The sequence below is a fragment of the Actinopolyspora lacussalsi subsp. righensis genome (assembly GCF_900116555.1).
GTDB classification, from domain to species: domain Bacteria; phylum Actinomycetota; class Actinomycetes; order Mycobacteriales; family Pseudonocardiaceae; genus Actinopolyspora; species Actinopolyspora lacussalsi.
Genome location: NZ_FPAT01000004.1, coordinates 187,545 through 203,966, shown reverse-complemented (window position 1 = coordinate 203,966; position 16,422 = coordinate 187,545). Strand labels below are relative to the sequence as shown.

Below are 16,422 nucleotides of genomic sequence, written 5' to 3'. Positions count from 1 at the left end.
CCCTGCCACACAGCAAGGCGTCGGCTCGGCCGGGCCGTGGTTCACCGTTCACCCTTAGTCGGGTGAGCACCCGGTGGAGGGTGCGCGGAGAACCCCGATCAACTGGGAATTTCGATCAACTGGGAACTCCGATCAACTGGGAACTCCGGTCAGCGGGCGGTGCCGATTCCGTTGACCATGTCCGCGTCGTTGGTCAGCTCGGCGAGCATCGTGCGGACCTCGGACTCGCGGAACCGACGGTGTCCGCCCGGCGTGCGGATCGAGCCGATCCGGCCCGCGGTGGCCCAGCGGGTCACGGTTTTCGGGTCAACCCGGAACATAGCGGCGACCTCTCCTGGGGTGAGCAGATGGTCCTGGCCGTTCTGCGGGATCTGTTGGGTCGACGCTGTCACTGGTGACCTCCACGGTCGAATGGATGGTATCCGGGCATTCCGGTCGCATCCTGGCACTGATGGGGGCAGGTACTCGAACCGTTGGGTCCAGGTAAAGGGAAAGTAAGGGACGAAAGGTGCGGTTCGGGCGGAGCGTGGTGCCGTGGAGCCGTCCTCTACCCTGGCTGACGTGCAGCAACAGCAGCAGGGAACGCCCGAGGGCCCGGAGGGACCGCGCGACCGGGAGACCTCCGGCGCGGACCGGCCACCGCGCGGTGGCAACCTCGCGCGGGATATCACGCTCTACACCGTCGCCAGGTTCGGACTGCTCGCCGTGCTGGCTGCCGTACTGATGCTTTTCGATGTTCCGCTGCTGGTGGCGCTGGCCGTGGCCGTGGTGGTGGCCATGCCGCTTTCCCTGGTGGTCTTCGCAGGGCTGCGCCGCAGGGTGGCCACGGGCATGGCCGAGCGGGCCGCCGAGCGCTCGGAACGTAAAGAACAGTTGCGGGCGCAGCTGCGCGGTGAGGCCGACAGCGTCGAATCCGACCCCCCGGTGGACGACGAGCCCTCGGACTCCGACCCGCCTCGTGACTGAACTCACCTTCCGGTTCGGTGCGCGCCCCCACCCGTCCGGCGATTTCGCGAGAAATCGACACCGGACAGGCGCCGCCCCGAGTCGTGTGCTCCGATCAGTCACCCTGCTCGGGATCGGGGGCGAGGGTCCAGCCGTCGGAATACCCGTCGGCGTAGCCGTCCCGGTAGCCGCGCGTCCCGTCCCGCTGGTGCTGTTCCTTCGGCTTACCCGAGCGCTTGTCCCGCTGTCCGTGTTCCTCGCCGTCGACGAGTCCGCGACGGTACTCGTTCGACACGTTGTCCTCCCGGTGGTCGGTGAGGTCGTCAGGCGTGGTCATTGGTCACCCTTGTTGATCTTGTAGCGTTTCCAGGCGTCCTTCCAGGCATCCTTGCGTCCCTCCCGGTAGGCGTCGTCGGCCTTCCGCTGGCAGTTCTTCCTGCACTCCTCTAGTTCCTTGCGCAGTTGCTCGCGGTCCTTGCCGGTGTCGTCCTGGTTATCGTCATCGTCGGAGGATCCCGCTTTCCGAACGGATATTCCCGTGACGTCCGCTCCGATAATGCCGTCCCGCTTCGTTCCGGGATCTTTCTCCGGTCCCGTCCAGTCGACCAGCCGGATGATGGTCAGTGCCGACTGCGCGGTGAAGGTCGTCTCGGTCTTCTTCCAGTTCGGCTTCGGGCTTTTGTTCTTGGAGTTCACGGTGCCGTTCTCGTGCACCACCGTGACGGTTTTCTCGTTCAGCTCCTTTTTGCTGTAGCCGTCCAGCACGTATCCTCGTGCCGCCATCTTCTTCCCGCCCTTGGCGAGCTCGTGCATGTCGAACCCGACCCAGTACGAGAGCCTGTAGTGGGCCCCCTTGGTGGTGGGAATCCCCTGCTGGATGTAGCCCTGATTTCCCCACCCGTTGAGGTCCACGACCTTCGCGTCCTCGGGTGCTCCCGGCGGAAGCATCAGCTCCGGGTAGTCGAACTCCAGGTGCACCGTGACGGGGATGTCCGCGGAGTCCTCCCTGGCGAGGTAGTACGCTTCCCAGTGCTCGAAGTAGTCCACCCAGCTGTACCTGAAATCCACGTACCGTGTGACGTCCCCGCTTCTGGGAGTGCCCTGTTTGGTGTGGAACTGCTTCAGCCAGGGGTCGCGTACCAGTTCCGTTTCGGTGGAGGTTTTCTCCGGGGCGGGCATTCTTTCTCCTTCCACGGTGGGAGGAATCGGGGAATGATGCCGTGCTTCGTTTATCCGCTGTGAAGGTAGTCAGCGCGGCAGGAGCGTCGGAAGGGGAGTTGCCCGAAGCGGTGACCTCGCGTTACCCGTTCGTCCCAGTGTTTTTCCCGTTTCTTGCCTCGTACGTGTGGCCGGGGCGACGATTTCGCGAGAAATTGACGAGAACCAGGAGCGGGCAGTGCGGGTGGGGTGACGGCGGAAGGCCCTAGAGCCGGTGGAGTCCGTCGAGCACGCGGCGCAGGAGCGCGAGATCGGGATGCTCGGCTCCGGAGTTCCCCGGAGCACCGGAGGGGTTTCCGTTCCCGGTGGTCGCGCCGGGGATCGGTTGTACGGGCTCCGGAATCGTCGGGTCGGGCGGCGAAACCGGTTGCGGTGCCGCGAGGTCGAACAGCCGCGGGTATCGGTCCGGGTCGCACAGCGGCCAGCCGATGACTTCGGCGGCGGGTCGCTCCGTCCGGAAGTACGCCTCCAGCCGCAGCGCGGCCAGCCGTCGGGCGGCGGGACCACTGCCGCCCGCGTGGCGGGGACGGTAGCTGACGCGGTTTCCCCAGGCGCCGAGCACGATCGCGGTGCCCACCAGCAGCACCGCCGTGCCCAGCAGCATGACCGGATGGGTGTTCATTCGGAATCCTCTCGCTTCCGTGGTTCCTCGGGAGTTGTCCCGGTGGTGGGTGGCTGCTCGCTCGGTGGCGGGCCGCCGAAGGCGAGTACGGCGGCGTGGTCGCTCAGTTCGTGGGAGAGGTGCCGCAGCGCCGAGGCGGTCTCGGCGCACTGCCGGGCGGTCGCCCGACCGGCCGCTATGTCGTGGATGGTGCGGTCCAGTTGTTCGGGGTCGTGGCTCAGGGCGATGTTCGGCCGCGTCGGGTGACCGGTCACGAGGCATCACCGGCGCGCGGCGCCGTGTCCTGCTCCGTCTCCCGTGTGCGGGGAGTTCCGCGTTCGGCGGTCGTCATTCCGGTTGTCCTTTCCGCGTAGCTGTGTCGGCTCGGGAGATCGTCGTGTCGTTCCGGGGATCGTTGGCGTTTCGGTGGTCGGGGCGCGCGGTTCTCGCGCTGTTGGGAACCGCCCGGCCGGGACGGGGAAGGGGAGCGGCCCGGCCGGGCGGCGGACGGTCCGGCCCGGAGGTCGGGGCTCACGAGGCCGGGCCGTGGTTCACAGGGCGCGTAAGCCGGTGAGGACGCGGGCGAGCAGCTGTGGGTGTGGCGGGTCGAGGGCTGTCGGCGCGTTGGTTCCGGTGGGCCGAGCGGGTAGGCCGCTGCTGCCCGGTCGGCGCTTCGCGATCGCGGGCAGTGGCAGCGTGCCGCGCCAGCGGGACCAGCGCCCCGCCCGCAGGGCGGGCATGATCTCCGTGGGTGCCGCGTCGGCCCGGAGCTGCTCCGGCGGGGTGGTGGGTGGCGCTGCAGGGGGCGGTGCCTCAGGCATCCGATTCGTTCGCGTCGTCGGAGGGAGTGCTGTCAGCGGGAGTGCTGTCGGGGGGAAGCTCGCCGGTTGGGAGCTCGCCGCTCGGCAGTGCGGCGGCGTGTTGCCGCAGTGCGGCGGCGAGTTCGTCGAGCACGGTGGCGGTGTCGCGGCACTGCGTCGCGGTGTAGCGCTGCCCGCCGATCTCGAAGGCGGCGTCGCTGAGCATCCACTCGCCGCGCCGCAGGAAGACGGAAAGCTGGGTGTGTGGATGGCTCATGACCGCTCGCCCGCCCGGATCGCGTCGTCGAGCACGTCCCGCAGCAGCTTCGCCTGCTCGACCGTCCACTCGGTTCGGTTGTAAACGGTCGGCGTGTCGATCCGGATCACTCTCGGCGTCCACTGTGACCGCCAGATCCGTAGCGACGACGAGCCGGACTCGTCCCTGCACCGCAGCCGTATGCCCGGGTGCGATACATCGTAGGTGTGTGGCATGACCGTTCCTCATTTCATGACGGAGCAAGTAACCAACCTTGTTACTTGTACCAAGATGAGTTATTTGTCCAAGGTGGGCAATACCCTAAACAGGTGATGGTGCATATTCACTCGTCATGGATACTGTTGTTACATGGCAGGTAACAGTGGCGGGACGCCGAAGGCCCGTGCCCTTGGCGCTGAACTGCGAGAAATTCGGGAGAACGCGGGTTTCACTCTGCGAGCCGTGGCACGTGAACTCGAAACCAACCACGTCAAAATCCAGAGGTACGAAACCGGTGCCACGGTGCCGAGTCCGGAACTGGTCGCCGCCTACCTCGGAGCTCTCGGGGTATCCGCGTCAGAACGGGAGCGCGTAGTCGACATGGCGCGGGACGCGGACAAGCCCGATTGGTTGTCCACCGGCAGATCCGGCCCGCGTAAAGAACTCACCACGCTTATCGAGTTCGAGCGCAGCGCCAGTCGTATCACCGATGTCGCCACCGGAGTGATCCCCGGACTTCTGCAGACCTCGGACTACGCACGCTCCATCATGCGAATGCTGTCCGTCGACGAGCGTGAGCAGCGCGTCCTCATGCGTATCGGACGGCGTGAAATCCTCACCACCCGAAACGCTCCGCACTTCGTGCCGATCATCACGGAATCCGTACTCGATGATCCGATCGGTGGACGTGAAGTGATGACTGAGCAGCTGCGCCACCTGGTACACATGGCCGAGTCGGACAACATCGAGATTCGTATCCTGCGCAGCGGCGCGACAATGTGGCACCCGGCGCACATGGGCTCATTCATCCTGTTCGAATTCCCGAAGGCTACGCCGATCGTGCACATGGAGCAGTACCACTCGTCGGTGTCGTTGCACACTCCGGGCACCGCTCACGCATACCAGGAAGCGGTTACTAATCTGCACGAGGTGACGATGAGCCCCGATGCCTCCGTGGAGTTCATCGCCAGCCGTGCAGACGAAATGGAGGATGACAGCAATGACGGTACATCCTGAAGGCTGGCGCAAGTCCAGCCGTTCGCATCAGCGGACGAGCTGTGTCGAGGTCGGCCGCTTCAACGACGGCGCGGCGGTGCGTGACACCAAGGATCGCTCGGCCGGGTACTTCACTACGACTGATGCCCAGTGGTCGGCGTTCATTGACGCGGTGAAGGCCGAGAAGTTCGACTGATTTCCGCAGTGTGAAGTCCAGCGCCTCCGGAGTCGTTCCGGAGGCGCTTTTTCGTGCGAGTTCGGCCTGCTCACCTCGGCGTGGAGGTGCGCTCGCGGGCTTATGCGGGCGGCCAATCCCCGCGTGCGCGGGGCCTACATGACCCGCGCCCTACTGGTGACCGGGCTGGTGGGTCCATCCCCCCGTGCGCGGGGCCTACATAACACTCTTGCGTGCTACCCCGGTAATGCGTGGTCCATCCCCGCGTGCGCGGGGCCTACGTTTCGGGCCACGTTTCCTTCGAACCATCAGCCGGTCCATCCCCGCGTGCGCGGGGCCTACACTCACTGCGCTGGGATTCTAGCGGCTTGAACGCGCTGTGAGAACCACTTCGTGTGTCCTTTCTGGCCGTTCGTGGCGACGGAGCTCGGTCTCGTGTCGTGGGGGCGCTTCGGCACGCTGCTCGAAGCGAGGTCGCTTACCGAGTCATCCTGCGGACATCGTGGATTGTGTCGCCGTGCCGGATTCGTGGCGCTCGACGGGGATCACCACGACGTCACTCGTAACCGGCGCGGGATCGCTCAATCCGTCACTGCTCGACCCACTCGATGCCGTTGGGCAGCGCGTCGTGCTGGACGAACTCGCGTAGCGCTGCCAGCGCCTTCTCACGTGGTATCTCCGTGCGGGAATCCATCGGGAAGTGGTGTCCTTCCGTGGAGAAGTAATCCACGTGCTCGTCGTTGGTGCCGTCGGTGGGCACCAGGAAAGCGTCGTCCTCGAACCACGCCAGGGCTCCGGTCGTTCGGCGCAGGCCGACAGTGAGCGTTCGCGCGCCTTCCTCGGCGCTGTGCATGAAGAACCACACCAGACCGAACTCCGGATCGTCGCCCTCGATCGTGCTTTCCCACTCCGTGATCCCACGGATCAGCTCGTCCGGGTCGTGCTCGGCGGACAGCACCACGCCGAAGGCGTTGACCCGCTGCTGAGCCTCGGTGAGCGCGTTCGTCATGCTCGTCCCTCGTACCGTTGCGTGAATGGTTCTCCGGCCTCGGTGGTGCCGTGGACCGTCAGTGTGCTTTCCCCGGGCAGGAATCTTTCCAACGCTTGTGCACAGCCGGGCGGCTGGTCCGCCCGAGATCCGCACGGCACGTTGTTGATCACCACCTCTGCGTTCCGCTGACCTCGCTGAATCATCATGCTCGCCACCTTCATCTCAACGTGGCTGCTCAGAGCTTTGATCACCCACCGGCTCATACCCAGACCGCGAGCGCGCTCCTGAATGTGCGGTGTCCACACGTGATCGACACCGGAGACGAACCGATCGGTGAACGAGCCGTTCGCGTACCCCACAGTCTTGTCTCCGGGGCGAACCCGACGAGGCAGCGTGTCCGCCACCCACGCTGCCTCGGGTGGATACTCGGAGCCGTCCGGCGCGGTGGCATTGCTGATGCCAGTGCGCGGGGCGGACGCCCCCGGGGCAGCGCCGAGTTCGCTTGTCGGCTCCCCTTCGATGCTGGTGCGGTACCGCTGGATGGCGCGGAGGGCCAGTGTGATTTTGCGCCATGCTTCCCGCGTGTCCTCGGCGGTGGTCTCGTGCTGGTCCAGGAGGTGCTGGGCGTCCGCGTTGTTGGTGCCGGAGAGGTGTTCGGTTAGTTTCTGGCCGCGTTCGTTCCAGGTGTTTCCGGCCGCGACGATCGCTTTCTGGGCTTCGGTGGCTTTCGTGATGGTGGTCGCCAGTGACTGCCCGACTTCCTCCAGCGCGCTCATGGTGAGCTATGGATTAGTCGCGGGGTTCTTCGGCTGTTCGCGTCGCTTTCCGAGAACACCTCCTGGCTTGCCGCAGCGCGAGGGCTTCGCCGGATGCCTCGACTCATGAGCGAGCTCTCTGCTCGGGGGCATCTTCGATACCTGCCGTGGGCCGTTCCTTCGATTCATCCCCGCGTGCGCGGGGCCTACGGTGAGCATCATTCCCGTCTGAACACCAGACATGGTCCATCCCCGCGTGCGCGGGGCCTACGACCCGCAGCGGCTGGAGACCGCCGCCCGCATGGGTCCATCCCCGCGTGCGCGGGGCCTACGGGCCTTTCGCGATGTCCACGGGTCACCTCTTCGGTCCATCCCCGCGTGCGCGGGGCCTACGACGGGGCGGCCACCCGGCACCGGATGTCCTGGGGTCCATCCCCGCGTGCGCGGGGCCTACACCGGTCGACACCAGCACCGCGAGCGGCAGGCTGGTCCATCCCCGCGTGCGCGGGGCCTACCGCTTCCACCGATCGTTGGCCGCCTCCCGGCGCGGTCCATCCCCGCGTGCGCGGGGCCTACCCACTATGCCAAACGGGCTTGACGCTAACTCGTGGTCCATCCCCGCGTGCGCGGGGCCTACGGGCAGGTCACAGCCTCGTCCACCCCGGATGAGGGTCCATCCCCGCGTGCGCGGGGCCTACTGATCAGGTGGGTCACAGCGTGATCCACCGGCCGGTCCATCCCCGCGTGCGCGGGGCCTACACTCACTACGCTGGGATTTTAACGGCGGGAAAGCGCTGTGAGAACCACTTCGTTCTGGCCTCTCTTGGGGTTCGTAGTGAGGAAGCTCGGTCGTGTGCAGTCGGGCTGCTGCGGAATATCTCGGAACGTGCTGCGCTTCGGGTCAGGTTATAACCTTTGTGGACTGTTGTGCGGTTGGAACGCTGTCGCGGTTTTGGCTGTCTTCAGGGGCATGGCGGTGTGGATAGTCACGGAAAAGCGATGGGTGCGCTACCTTTCGTGAAGTGAGGGCCGGGTGGCCCGTTGAGTTCATGGCCGGGTTGGCGGGATACCGGGAGGTAAGCGATGAAGCTGCACCCTACGAACTGGCGGAAATCGAGCCGTTCTGGCCGAGTTAGCAACTGCGTCGAGGTCGGTCGTGGCGCGGATGGTGCTGCGGTGCGTGACACGAAGGATCGCGCGGCTGGTTACTTCACCACTACCGGTCCGCAGTGGTCGGCGTTCATCGACGCGGTGAAGGCCGAGAAGTTCGGCTGATTCAGCGGCGAGAGGTCCAGCGCCTCCGGATGCGCTCCGGAGGCGCTTTCTCGTGGGAGTGCCGCCCGGCCGGGCCGCCCCGTGCCACGGAGTGCCCGAGTCCTCTCCGCTCAGTCAGCGGTGAACGCCTTGTCGACGGTCAGCGTGTCCTCGTGCAGGTGCATGCGGACGATCCGGCCGTCCTCGACCACCAGGTGCATGGCCACCGGTGTGGTGAACTCCTTGCCGGTGGACACGACGGTGTGCGTGAAGACCGCCAGCAGCATCACGTCACCACCGTCGACGATGACGCGATCCAGCGCGACCTCGCTCCTGCCGGGCTCGAAGTGCGGCCACATCGTGGTGAAGTACGGCGCGACCTCCTCCCGGCTGGTACGGCGTCCGGTCCAGGGCAGCGCGTCACTGCCGGGGACGTACCAGTCGATCTTCGCGGCGAACAGTTCCTGGACGCCTTCCGGGTCCTGCCTGCCGAGGCGCTCCACGAACTTCTCCGCCACGGTTCGCGAGGTCTGCGTATCCGTTGCCATCGTCCTCGTCCTTCGTCCTGTCGTTCGCGTGTGGTGTGTCGGTCGGGCCGCGGCCCTGGAACAGGAAGTGCTTGCCGCTCAGCGATCCGCCGAGCACGGTCGTCCCGCATCGCCGATCGGTGCCTAGAGCTGTGTGGCGCCGCCGTCGACGAGCAGTTCCGCACCGGTGGTGAAGCTGCTCTGGTCTCCGGCCAGGTAGAGCGCGGTGGCGGCGACCTCCTCGGGACGGCCGATCCGGCCGAGCGGGCTGAACGTGGCGGGCTCGGCCGCGGTGGGCTGATCGCCGTGCGGGAAAGCGGCGCGCAGTTCGTCCCCGCCCGGGGTCTCGACATCGCCGGGGGTGAGGGTGTTGACGCGGATTCCGCGGTCCGCGAGCTCGGCGGCCCAGGTGCGGGCGAGGCCGCGGATCGCGGCCTTGGTGGCGGCGTAGACGCCCAGGCCCGGGGCGGCCCGCAGGGCCGCGCTGGAGGAGACCAGCATCACCGAGGCGCCTGTCGTCAGCAGCGGCAGTGCTTTCTGGACGATGAAGACCGTGCCCTTGAGATTGATCGAGGTCGTGCGGTCGTACTCCTGCTCGGTGATCGTGCCGAGCGGACCGTATTCCCCGACCCCGGCGTTGGCCACCACGATGTCCAGTCGGCCGCTGCGGTTCGCGATCTCGGCGAAGAGCCGGTCGAGGTCGCCGTGGTCCGAGGCGTCGCTCTGGACGGCGACGCCTCGGGCGCCGACCCGCGCGACGGCGGCGTCCAGCTCGGCCTCGCGGCGGCCGGTGAGGTAGACCGTCGCGCCCTCGGCAGCGAAACGGCGGGCGATCGCCAGCCCGATGCCGCTGGATGCGCCGGTGACGAGGGCGCTCTTGTCGTCCAGCTGTCCCATGGGATTTCTCCGATTCCTTGCTGTAACAATTTTTGTTACATCGATGGCCGATGTTCGCGGGCCGCTATTTCCCTCGAAGGGGGAAGGTCAACAGCCCGAGGTCAGGCGGCTTTCAAGACGTCCCGCAGTACGTCCTCCAACGTGGTCTTGGCCAACTCCCCGCGCAAGGCGGCCTCCACCTCGTCGTACACGGCGGTCATCGCGGGCCCGATGCCGTTTCCCACGACGCACTCGGGGTTCGGTGTCGCGCGGTGCAAGGCGAAGATCGGTCCTGGATCGATCGCCTGGTAGACGTCGAGCAGGGTGATCGTCTCCAGGTCCCGCACGAGCATCCAGCCCGCCCCCGCTCCCCGTTGTGAGTCGGCCAGGCCCGCCTTGCGCAGCTCGGCCAGCAGGCGGCGGATCACCACCGGGTTGGTGTTGACGCTCGTCGCGATCTGCTCGGAGGTGGCGACCTCATGACCGCGCCGCTGATACAGCCCGATCCAGGTCAGGGCGTGCGCCGCGACGGTCAGTCTGCTGTTGGCGCTCACGTCGGTCTCCACCTCTCCGCTCGATCCTAGTCGTAACACTAATCGTTACAACGGCATGCGGCAAGTCCCACGGAGGGCAGCCCTTGGTCGGGCCGGGTGTGCCCCGGCCACGGTCGAGAGCATCGCCCGGCCCGTCGCTGCTTCGGAGGTGTCATTCCTGGTCACCAGTGCACAGCCGAGCCGGGCCGATCCCAGCGTGCGCGGGGATGGACCACGGATCGGTGAAAGCGCTACGGTTCGCGTTCGTGGCTCGGATCAAGCGCGGGTGGCTGCGGTGGACCGTCAGTGCTGGCTCGTTCTTCGTGGTGCTCGCGGTGATCGCGTTCTTCGTGTTCGCGCCCGGGATCGTCGAGCGCCGCATGAACCAGGTCGTCGACACCCGCCTTCCCTCGGTCGACGCGTCCACGCGGGAGCTGCACGACTCGCTGCCGATCGTGGACATGCACGCCGACACGCTGATGTGGGACCGTGACCCGCTCGAGCGCTCCGACCGAGGGCACGTCGACCTGCCTCGGCTCGAGGAGGGCAACGTGGGCCTCCAGGTGTTCTCGTCGGTGTCGAAGTCCCCGAGGGGCCAGAACTACGAATCCAACTCCGCCGACACCGACAACATCACACTGCTGTCCATCGCCCAGCTGCAGCCACCGGCGACGTGGACCTCGCTGCTCGAACGGTCGCTCTACCACGCCGAGAAGCTCAGCGACGCGGCCGCGCGTTCCGACGGTCGCCTGGTGCGGATCCGCACCCGAGCCGACCTCGACGAGCTGGTCGCCGCCCGTGAAGCCGGTGAGCGGGTCACCGGCGCGCTCTTCTCCGTGGAGGGGCTGCACAACCTCGAGGGCGAGCAGGGCAACGTCGAGGTGCTGTTCGACGCCGGCATGCGGATGGCGAGCTTCGCCCACTTCTTCGACAACGAGGTCGTCGGCTCGATGCACGGTATCGACAAGGGCGGACTCACCGACCTGGGCCGCCGGGTGTTCGACGAGCTGGAGCAGCGGGGGGTCATCGTCGACATCGCACATTCCAGTCACCGCGCGGTGGCCGAGATGCTCGACCGTGCCACGAAACCGGTGGTGTACAGCCACGGCGGTGTGCAGGCCACCTGCGATGTCAACCGCAACCTGACCGACGAGGAGATCCGCGGCGTGGCGCGTACCGGCGGAGTCGTCGGCATCGGCTACTGGGACGCCGCCGTCTGCGACACCACTCCCGCCGCAGTCGTCGACGCCATCGAGCACGTCATCGACGTCGGCGGCATCGAGACGGCCGCGCTGGGCAGCGACTACGACGGGTCGACGACGGTCGGCTGGGACACCAGCGACATCGCGGTGATCACGCGGGAACTGCGTGAACGGGGGCATTCCGAGGCCGACATCGCCGCGATCATGGGCGGCAACACAATCCGGGTCATGCGCGAGGTGCTGCCCGACTGACCGGCTGCCGGTCTTCTTCGCCCCGGATTCGCGGTGAGCGCCGACGGCGACGGTGGGGTTCGTGGTCAAGCGGCTGCGGCAGGGGCGACAGGTTCATCCCCGCGCGTGCGGGGCCTACCTCGGGTTTCTGTCGCAAACAGTGTTCCTACTGGGTCTATCCCCGCGTGCGCGGGGCCTACTACGGAGCCGACCCGGCGCTGGGGCTGGTGCTGGGTCTATCCCCGCGTGCGCGGGGCCTACCCCTGCGACGAGTTCGATTCGACCGGGGCGGACGGTCCATCCCCGCGTGCGCGGGGCCTACGCCACGACATCGACCATGACGGGCCGTTCGCGGGGTCCATCCCCGCGTGCGCGGGGCCTACTGCCGGAGACGCCGCCACCTGTGGCCGCATCGAGGTCCATCCCCGCGTGCGCGGGGCCTACCTGTCCTGGCTGCGGACCTGCTACAGGCAGGCGGGTCCATCCCCGCGTGCGCGGGGCCTACCCCTCCAGTGAGATATCCAGCCTCATTAGCCCAGGTCCATCCCCGCGTGCGCGGGGCCTACGACACGTGCCAGTGGCTCTATGGTCTGCACGACGGTCCATCCCCGCGTGCGCGGGGCCTACTGGTAAGGAGATCCAGGGTGCGGACGTTATTAGGGTCCATCCCCGCGTGCGCGGGGCCTACGCCGCCCGAGTTGGCCGAGTTCGGCGCGCTCGGGGTCCATCCCCGCGTGCGCGGGGCCTACACTCACTGCGCTGGGATTCTAGCGGTGCGAATGCGCTGTGAGAACCACTTCGTTCTGTCCTCCTGCCCATGTTCGTGGTGACGAAGCACGATCGTGTGTTTCCGGGCTTGTTCCAGCACCCCGAAGCGGGGGTGCTCACCAAGTCATCGCATGACCATTGTGGATTGATGTGCAGGATTGAATCGTAGCGCTGGACGAGGGACACCACTGTCTCCCGGAGTCTCTCAGTGGTGGTGAGGAAGAGCTCACTGGCGCTCCGCGACAGGGACGGCACATCGCTCGTCTAGCACGGCCTCGGCTCTTCCCTTGGCTGGAGTGAGCCATCCGTACGTGCCCGTGCAGCTGGTCGTTGGTTGGTTCGTCTGCGTTGTGTCCGTCATCGACGCATTCTTCGGACTTATCGTCGGCAGGCAGTGCCCGGCCAGCGAGGGAGGGCGGTTTCTCCGAACCGTGATCCGCCGAGCCACGCCGTTCCACATCCTCTGACCACATCCGTTGCCAGTCGGGGGCCACCCCGCGCATGCGTGGGCGAGCGACGGGCACGAACAGCATGAGCGGAGACCCTCCTCCGATGTGCCACTTCGAGGGATCAGCTTGTGCGTCGACGTCGTAGACGTTGGGCCCGCTGGACCAGGTCGATGATCTCCTCGTCGTCCGAGGGTGGGTGCCCTTCTTCGTCGCAGCAGGGTGGTTTCGTCCGCGTCCGCGCGGACGGGGTTTCGATCCCGGCCAGGGAGTACAGGTGCCGGTAGACGTCGATGCCGGGGTCGCTGTCGTCGTGGGGACCGATTGAGAACGATGGTGGCGTGTTCGGCGTTGTGGAACGCGACGATCACGCGCAGCGGGCCGGTGAGGTGTCGTACGCAGACTCGTTCGACGAGATCGCCGGTCAAGCGGTACTGGAGCGCACGGCAACCGTCCCGTTTGAGCTCCTCCAACCACTGCTCGAAGTGTTTCGCGTGTTTGTTGCGAAGCACCTTTCGCCGCTGCTGAGCAATGCTGGTGATTTCGACGTCAACGGTCACGCGGTGATGATCTCAACACCACCGGTAGTAATTGATAACTGTCGGTCATACTTTGTGCGCGTCGCCGCGACGCATCTCCGCCAGGCTGTCGGCCAGGTCCTCCCGGTCGAGGACGGCCTGGTCGCTGAGCTTCCACCACACCGCGTCGAGCAGATCCGCTCGTTTGCCGTTGGCGCGCAACTCGCGCACGATGTGCAGCACCTCGTGCAGCCGTTCGGGGTCCAGCAGTCGCCGGGTGCTGGCCGTGTCGGCCTCGGTGAGCACACCTTCCTCGGTCCAACTCCTGATCGTTTTCTCGTCGAGGTCGAGCAGCTCACTGGCCAGGGAGACACGAACCGGCTTGATGCCCGCGAGCGTGCGTCGTGCCACGGAGCGCAAGCGTTCGAGCTGGGTGGGGTCCAGCTGCGCCGAGGCCTGTTCGGCGACCTCCTCGAGCTCCTCGACCCGCTGGAACTGGTCGAAGAGCTCGTCGCGCTCACGCTGTTTGGTCGTGGTCACGGCACACCTCCCACAGCCGAACCAACACCTTTCGATCCCGAGAATAATCCAAAAAATCGGGAATGGCACCTCGGCGGTATGGCCGAGCGCGAAGCGTAGTCGCGGTGCGGAGGCGGACTGTTCCAGGTGGCGCCCCACCGGGTGTGGGCCTCGTCGGCCGTACGGAACCCGGCGGTTCGCTCGCGCAGCCGATCGAATGGGCCGCCGTTGCTCGCACGCTCTGCGACACTGCCATCGGTGAACTCCTGAGCGGCGCAACCGAGGGCAAGGTGCCGTGCGCGACGGGGGCAGGAATCCCTCCTCTACGGGCGTCGAGGAGTCCATCCCCGCGTGCGCGGGGCCTACGCTGCTGCGGCGTGTCAGCGAGATCGACACGCTGGGTCCATCCCCGCGTGCGCGGGGCCTACACTCACTGCGCTGGGATTCTAACGGCGTGAGCGCGCTGTGAGAACCACTTCGTTCAGTCCTCCTCCGCTCGTTTGTTCAAAGCGACGAGTTCTGGACACTCCGCGAAGGGAAGGGCACGTCGCTCGTGCACTCGAAGTTGCCTTACCGGTTCACGTTGGCGTCCGCAGTGAACGCCAGGTGGCTGATCGAACCGAGGTCGATGCCGTACCGGGCATAGATCTTGGTCGTGTTCTCGCCGGTGAGATCTTGCTCGGCGTACCCGAGCCGGTCGGCGACCGCGAGCACCGCCGATGTGCTGTCGGCCTCGATCTCGGCATACGGCGGTATGTGCGGCCATGCGTCGATGGTGACCTCGGCGCCGTCGAGCTCGAACCGTACCCGCGTATTCTCCTGGTACGCCTTCGGGCGGTAACCCAGCTTGTCGAGCAGGACGTTGGTCGTCTCGAAGTCCGAGACCGCGACCTCGGTTTCGGTGGTGCCGCTTATGCCGTCGTCGGCGATCTCCTTGATCGTGAGCGTGGTCTCGCCACCCGTGTCTCGCAGGCGAACCCACCGCGATTGATCTCCCGTGACGATGTCGTAGACGTAGCGGCGTTGCCATGCCTTGTCGATCCTGCGTCCGCCGAGTGCGACGACGCGGTGTTCGAACTCGTCCGGATCGATCTCCAGTACTTTCGCCTCGTGCTCGATCGCCATGACGTGATGATCCCTTCGTTGCTGTGAGGAGTGCGGCGCGTGCTGAGTCGGGGAAGTAGCGTGCCGAGCGAGCCGGGCGTACTCCGCTTCGCGGAACCGTACGACCTCGCTGGCGAGCTGCCCCGACAGGAACTCGTCGAGAGGTTGGCACAGGTCCATCCGTTGGATGCAGACGCCGACCATCCACCGGCCATCGCGAGCTCGGTACAGGCGCAGGCCGTAGAAGCCCTCCTGGCAGTCGGTGCCGTTGTTGAACCGGCACCCGGCGCACGTGTCCGGCAAGCGTGTGGGACGCAGCCGCTTGAACGAGATGTGCCGACCGTCAGCCATGCGGTACTCGGTCCGTGCACCGGAGACGCCCGCCGTTACGTGGTCCGCTACGGCGACCGCGCCTCGCTCGGTGAGGACGCGCTCGATCGCGTCGACGGAGGCCGTCCCGTGGTCGAGGCTGTTCAACAGGCGTACCGAGATCGCCGATGAGTACTCGTCGAGCAACAGGTGGACCCGTTCGACGTGCGTGTGGTCGAGCACGACGATGTTCGCCCGTGCTCCGATGCCGTGTCGTTCGCAAGCCGCGATGGAAGCACGCAGTGCCTCGATCTTCTTCTCGGCCCGCGCAGTGTCCTGAAACCGCGTGCTCTGTACTCGAGCGAGTTCGGTCGCCGTGGTGCCGAACACCGAGAAGTTCACGTGATCGAGCCCAGCGCGAGCGCACGCCCCGAGCACCTCGGCGCCGTTCTCGCCGTTCGAGGTCATGCGCACTCGATACCCGGCGTCGCGAGCGAGGCGCACGACCTCTGCCAACCGGGGGTGCAGGGTGGGTTCGCCTCCCGTGATGTGCAACTCGCTCAGTCCGAGTCCACGCAGCGCACGAAGCGCACGTTGGTATTCCTTATTCGGTTCAACTGTCGTGGGCAAGAAATTCGCCCCGTTACTCGCCGCGTAGATGGACACACGCCCCGACTTGCCCGCGGTGACGAACTCCCCCGACGCTCGGCGCCGATTGTCAGCCACCACTGGCGTGCCCTCGTTGTGGCAAAACGTGCATGTCATCCCGCACGCGTCCACAACTTTGATTCGCAAGGTCGCATCCTTGTTCACATAGGTCGGAACGTTCGCGGCAAGATCCGACATCATTCGATCTCCTGTGTTGATTACAGCCCGTGGGGCGGAGCGGAGCAGGTCGAGTAGGTCCGACTTCGGTGTTACCGGTGCGGCAACGTCTCCTGATCAATTGGGCAGCTGGGACAGCGCTCGTAACGGCCGGGAGGAACACCGAACAACAGGAAGGCGAGGCAGCCGCACTCGGCGATGACCACTTCGCGGCCCTCATAGAGCTGCGTCACCGGGCGCTCAGGCACTTCGTGCCGAACGAACTCTCCTCGCAGGCCCACCGCGTAGACGCGTGCACCGTCCTCGGTCCGAGCCTTCGGAGGCGTGGTCCGCCAGCGGCGTTCGTGTGATGGC

At 66.4% G+C, this 16,422-nt stretch carries 21 protein-coding genes and 2 CRISPR repeat arrays; of the genes, 5 read left to right on the top strand and 16 right to left on the bottom strand.

The window, feature by feature from the left end; genetic code table 11:
• Nucleotides 1-149 precede the first annotated feature (149 nt).
• A complete protein-coding gene (locus BM394_RS09325) occupies nucleotides 150-392 on the bottom strand; it encodes a BldC family transcriptional regulator (RefSeq protein ID WP_092976768.1) in 243 nt (80 codons plus the stop codon).
• Nucleotides 393-561: 169 nt separating this feature from the next.
• Between BM394_RS09325 and BM394_RS09320 the strand changes: the two genes are divergently transcribed.
• Complete coding sequence (locus BM394_RS09320) at nucleotides 562-966, top strand: DUF4229 domain-containing protein (protein ID WP_092977204.1); 405 nt, start codon at nucleotides 562-564, stop codon at nucleotides 964-966.
• A 94-nt stretch (nucleotides 967-1,060) separates the two neighbouring features.
• On the opposite strand, the gene BM394_RS09315 is transcribed toward BM394_RS09320, so the two are convergent.
• The 7 genes from BM394_RS09315 to BM394_RS09290 all read right to left on the bottom strand — a co-directional run bounded on the left by BM394_RS09315 (nucleotide 1,061) and on the right by BM394_RS09290 (nucleotide 4,056).
• Entirely contained in the window at nucleotides 1,061-1,282 is a 222-nt protein-coding gene (locus BM394_RS09315) for a hypothetical protein (RefSeq protein WP_092976765.1), read from the bottom strand.
• The gene (locus BM394_RS09310) at nucleotides 1,279-2,124 is read right to left on the bottom strand and encodes a hypothetical protein (RefSeq protein ID WP_092976762.1); all 846 of its coding nucleotides are present in this window, start codon (nucleotides 2,122-2,124) and stop codon (nucleotides 1,279-1,281) included. The genes BM394_RS09315 and BM394_RS09310 overlap by 4 nt, the downstream gene beginning before the upstream one ends.
• 244 nt (nucleotides 2,125-2,368) lie before the next feature.
• Nucleotides 2,369-2,785, bottom strand: coding sequence for a hypothetical protein (locus tag BM394_RS09305; protein WP_092976759.1), 417 nt, complete (start codon nucleotides 2,783-2,785; stop codon nucleotides 2,369-2,371).
• Nucleotides 2,782-3,039, bottom strand: coding sequence for a hypothetical protein (locus BM394_RS09300; protein ID WP_175530033.1), 258 nt, complete (start codon nucleotides 3,037-3,039; stop codon nucleotides 2,782-2,784). Before BM394_RS09300 ends, BM394_RS09305 begins: the two co-directional genes overlap by 4 nt.
• 276 nt (nucleotides 3,040-3,315) lie before the next feature.
• Nucleotides 3,316-3,585 carry a hypothetical protein gene (locus BM394_RS22360; RefSeq protein ID WP_139235182.1) on the bottom strand — a complete coding sequence of 90 codons (270 nt, stop codon included), beginning with the start codon at nucleotides 3,583-3,585 and terminating at the stop codon, nucleotides 3,316-3,318.
• Complete coding sequence (locus tag BM394_RS09295) at nucleotides 3,578-3,841, bottom strand: hypothetical protein (protein ID WP_092976755.1); 264 nt, start codon at nucleotides 3,839-3,841, stop codon at nucleotides 3,578-3,580. The genes BM394_RS22360 and BM394_RS09295 overlap by 8 nt, the downstream gene beginning before the upstream one ends.
• On the bottom strand, nucleotides 3,838-4,056 hold the full coding sequence (locus BM394_RS09290) for a hypothetical protein (protein WP_092976752.1): 219 nt from the start codon (nucleotides 4,054-4,056) through the stop codon (nucleotides 3,838-3,840). The genes BM394_RS09295 and BM394_RS09290 overlap by 4 nt, the downstream gene beginning before the upstream one ends.
• Before the next feature lie 133 nt (nucleotides 4,057-4,189).
• On the opposite strand from BM394_RS09290, the gene BM394_RS09285 reads away from it, so the two are divergent.
• Together BM394_RS09285 and BM394_RS09280 are read left to right on the top strand one after the other, a co-directional pair.
• The gene (locus tag BM394_RS09285) at nucleotides 4,190-5,056 is read left to right on the top strand and encodes a helix-turn-helix domain-containing protein (RefSeq protein ID WP_092976749.1); all 867 of its coding nucleotides are present in this window, start codon (nucleotides 4,190-4,192) and stop codon (nucleotides 5,054-5,056) included.
• The gene (locus tag BM394_RS09280; RefSeq protein ID WP_092976746.1) at nucleotides 5,040-5,231 is read left to right on the top strand and encodes a DUF397 domain-containing protein; all 192 of its coding nucleotides are present in this window, start codon (nucleotides 5,040-5,042) and stop codon (nucleotides 5,229-5,231) included. Before BM394_RS09285 ends, BM394_RS09280 begins: the two co-directional genes overlap by 17 nt.
• 568 nt (nucleotides 5,232-5,799) lie before the next feature.
• Here the strand turns inward: BM394_RS09280 and BM394_RS09275 are convergent.
• Entirely contained in the window at nucleotides 5,800-6,219 is a 420-nt protein-coding gene (locus BM394_RS09275; RefSeq protein WP_092976743.1) for an Imm1 family immunity protein, read from the bottom strand.
• Entirely contained in the window at nucleotides 6,216-6,977 is a 762-nt protein-coding gene (locus BM394_RS09270) for a DddA-like double-stranded DNA deaminase toxin (protein WP_092976740.1), read from the bottom strand. The genes BM394_RS09275 and BM394_RS09270 overlap by 4 nt, the downstream gene beginning before the upstream one ends.
• A 161-nt stretch (nucleotides 6,978-7,138) precedes the next feature.
• Nucleotides 7,139-7,715: direct repeats of the CRISPR family, unit length 28 nt; unit sequence GGTCCATCCCCGCGTGCGCGGGGCCTAC.
• A gap of 324 nt (nucleotides 7,716-8,039) precedes the next feature.
• Between BM394_RS09270 and BM394_RS09265 the strand changes: the two genes are divergently transcribed.
• Entirely contained in the window at nucleotides 8,040-8,231 is a 192-nt protein-coding gene (locus BM394_RS09265; RefSeq protein ID WP_092976737.1) for a DUF397 domain-containing protein, read from the top strand.
• Nucleotides 8,232-8,341: 110 nt separating this feature from the next.
• Here BM394_RS09265 and BM394_RS09260 read toward each other — a convergent pair whose 3' ends face one another.
• The 3 genes from BM394_RS09260 to BM394_RS09250 all read right to left on the bottom strand — a co-directional run bounded on the left by BM394_RS09260 (nucleotide 8,342) and on the right by BM394_RS09250 (nucleotide 10,167).
• Nucleotides 8,342-8,758: a nuclear transport factor 2 family protein gene (locus BM394_RS09260; RefSeq protein ID WP_092976734.1), complete on the bottom strand. Its 417-nt coding sequence runs from the start codon at nucleotides 8,756-8,758 to the stop codon at nucleotides 8,342-8,344.
• Nucleotides 8,759-8,881: 123 nt separating this feature from the next.
• Entirely contained in the window at nucleotides 8,882-9,634 is a 753-nt protein-coding gene (locus tag BM394_RS09255) for an SDR family NAD(P)-dependent oxidoreductase (RefSeq protein WP_092976731.1), read from the bottom strand.
• Nucleotides 9,635-9,735: 101 nt separating this feature from the next.
• Nucleotides 9,736-10,167 carry an Rrf2 family transcriptional regulator gene (locus tag BM394_RS09250; RefSeq protein ID WP_092926291.1) on the bottom strand — a complete coding sequence of 144 codons (432 nt, stop codon included), beginning with the start codon at nucleotides 10,165-10,167 and terminating at the stop codon, nucleotides 9,736-9,738.
• A 269-nt stretch (nucleotides 10,168-10,436) separates the two neighbouring features.
• On the opposite strand from BM394_RS09250, the gene BM394_RS09245 reads away from it, so the two are divergent.
• Nucleotides 10,437-11,600: a dipeptidase gene (locus BM394_RS09245; RefSeq protein ID WP_342752666.1), complete on the top strand. Its 1,164-nt coding sequence runs from the start codon at nucleotides 10,437-10,439 to the stop codon at nucleotides 11,598-11,600.
• Nucleotides 11,601-11,690: 90 nt separating this feature from the next.
• A CRISPR array of direct repeats spans nucleotides 11,691-12,328; the repeat unit is 28 nt; unit sequence GGTCCATCCCCGCGTGCGCGGGGCCTAC.
• 1,070 nt (nucleotides 12,329-13,398) lie between these two features.
• Here the strand turns inward: BM394_RS09245 and BM394_RS22770 are convergent.
• From BM394_RS22770 to BM394_RS22765, 3 genes are all read right to left on the bottom strand, one after another.
• Nucleotides 13,399-13,851 (bottom strand): MerR family transcriptional regulator, encoded by a 453-nt coding sequence (locus BM394_RS22770; RefSeq protein WP_092976725.1) that lies wholly within the window; start codon nucleotides 13,849-13,851, stop codon nucleotides 13,399-13,401.
• 549 nt (nucleotides 13,852-14,400) lie between these two features.
• Entirely contained in the window at nucleotides 14,401-15,972 is a 1,572-nt protein-coding gene (locus BM394_RS22990; RefSeq protein ID WP_245780070.1) for a radical SAM protein, read from the bottom strand.
• A gap of 188 nt (nucleotides 15,973-16,160) precedes the next feature.
• Complete coding sequence (locus BM394_RS22765; RefSeq protein ID WP_175530032.1) at nucleotides 16,161-16,301, bottom strand: hypothetical protein; 141 nt, start codon at nucleotides 16,299-16,301, stop codon at nucleotides 16,161-16,163.
• Between the last annotated feature and the right edge of the window lie 121 nt (nucleotides 16,302-16,422).

Coding starts and splice junctions, on each gene's coding strand:
- BM394_RS09290 (WP_092976752.1), bottom strand. CDS start 4,056: ATGCCACACACCTACGATGTATCGCACCCGGGCATACGGCTGCGGTGC.
- BM394_RS09265 (WP_092976737.1), top strand. CDS start 8,040: ATGAAGCTGCACCCTACGAACTGGCGGAAATCGAGCCGTTCTGGCCGA.
- BM394_RS09255 (WP_092976731.1), bottom strand. CDS start 9,634: ATGGGACAGCTGGACGACAAGAGCGCCCTCGTCACCGGCGCATCCAGC.
- BM394_RS09260 (WP_092976734.1), bottom strand. CDS start 8,758: ATGGCAACGGATACGCAGACCTCGCGAACCGTGGCGGAGAAGTTCGTG.
- BM394_RS09295 (WP_092976755.1), bottom strand. CDS start 3,841: ATGAGCCATCCACACACCCAGCTTTCCGTCTTCCTGCGGCGCGGCGAG.
- BM394_RS09305 (WP_092976759.1), bottom strand. CDS start 2,785: ATGAACACCCATCCGGTCATGCTGCTGGGCACGGCGGTGCTGCTGGTG.
- BM394_RS09275 (WP_092976743.1), bottom strand. CDS start 6,219: ATGACGAACGCGCTCACCGAGGCTCAGCAGCGGGTCAACGCCTTCGGC.
- BM394_RS22360 (WP_139235182.1), bottom strand. CDS start 3,585: ATGCCTGAGGCACCGCCCCCTGCAGCGCCACCCACCACCCCGCCGGAG.
- BM394_RS09310 (WP_092976762.1), bottom strand. CDS start 2,124: ATGCCCGCCCCGGAGAAAACCTCCACCGAAACGGAACTGGTACGCGAC.
- BM394_RS09285 (WP_092976749.1), top strand. CDS start 4,190: ATGGCAGGTAACAGTGGCGGGACGCCGAAGGCCCGTGCCCTTGGCGCT.
- BM394_RS09280 (WP_092976746.1), top strand. CDS start 5,040: ATGACGGTACATCCTGAAGGCTGGCGCAAGTCCAGCCGTTCGCATCAG.
- BM394_RS09315 (WP_092976765.1), bottom strand. CDS start 1,282: ATGACCACGCCTGACGACCTCACCGACCACCGGGAGGACAACGTGTCG.
- BM394_RS09270 (WP_092976740.1), bottom strand. CDS start 6,977: ATGAGCGCGCTGGAGGAAGTCGGGCAGTCACTGGCGACCACCATCACG.